1 protein-coding gene is annotated in these 1,206 nt (G+C 45.8%); it reads right to left on the bottom strand.

The genetic code is table 11. The features are described from left to right. Positions 1-1,206: 3-hydroxyacyl-CoA dehydrogenase NAD-binding domain-containing protein (locus A3739_RS17030; protein ID WP_231877097.1), on the bottom strand; the 1,206-nt coding region annotated here is incomplete at both ends.

Genomic DNA, 1,206 nt, shown 5'->3' with positions numbered 1-1,206 from the left:
CGTAAGCGTAGAAGCCTTTGTCATTCTTCTGACCAAAACGACCAGCTTCAAACATCACGTCAATCGCTGTTTTGAAGTCTTTACCCATACGATCTGGGTAGCCTTCAGCCATTACTTCACCGCCGTGATTAGCTGTGTCCATACCTACAACGTCAAGCAAGTAAGCAGGACCCATTGGCCAACCGAACTTCTCCATGATCTTGTCTACACGCTGGAAGTCAGCACCGTCACGCATAAGCGCAGCGAAACCACCAAAGTAAGGGAACAAGATACGGTTTACTAGGAAGCCCGGGCAATCGTTAACAACAACAGGTGTTTTACCCATTGCTTGAGCGTATGCAACTGTTGTCGCAATCGTCTCTTCGCTTGTCTTCTCACCGCGAATTACTTCAACCAATGGCATCATGTGTACTGGGTTGAAGAAGTGCATGCCACAGAAGTTCTCTGGACGCTTCAAGTTCTTCGCAAGCAAATCAATAGAAATCGTCGAAGTATTAGATGTAAGGATCGTATCTTCAGATACTTGATCTTCTACTTCACGTAAAACGATATCTTTAACTTTTGGATTCTCAACAACGGCTTCAACAACTAGGTCAACTTCACCGAAGTCACCGTAGCTAAGTGTTGGATCGATTGCGTTAAGAACGTCAGCCATCTTGTCAGCTTTCATGCGACCTTTGTCAACACGCTTAGCAAGAAGCTTCTTCGCTTCATTCAAACCAAGATCGATACCTGCTTGTGCGATATCTTTCATAATGATTGGCGTACCTTTCAGCGCAGATTGGTAAGCGATACCGCCACCCATGATACCTGCACCAAGAACCGCTGCTTTGTTAACCTTTGAAGCTTTAGGAGCAAGCTCTTTCGCTTTAGACTTAAGCGCTTGATCGTTTAGGAAAAGACCAACCAATGATGCCGCAACAGACGTTTTAGCCATCTTAGCGAAGCCTTTTGCTTCCACTTCGATTGCTTTATCACGTGACATACCCGAGTGCTTCTGCATTGCTTTGATCGCTTCAACAGGCGCTGGGTAGTGAGGACCAGCTTGGCCAGCTACGAAACCTTTAGCAGTTTCGAATACCATCATGCTTTCCATTGGGTTCAAGCTCAGCTTGCTAGTTTTCTCTGCACGACGTGCTTCGTAATCTAGTTTGCCAGCGTTAACTTGTTCAAGAAGGTTGATTGCTGCGTCCATCAATTTCTCTG

The organism is Oleiphilus sp. HI0067 (assembly GCF_001635735.1).
Note: the sequence above shows the minus strand (reverse complement) of the source record. Positions and strands in the feature narration are given on the sequence as shown.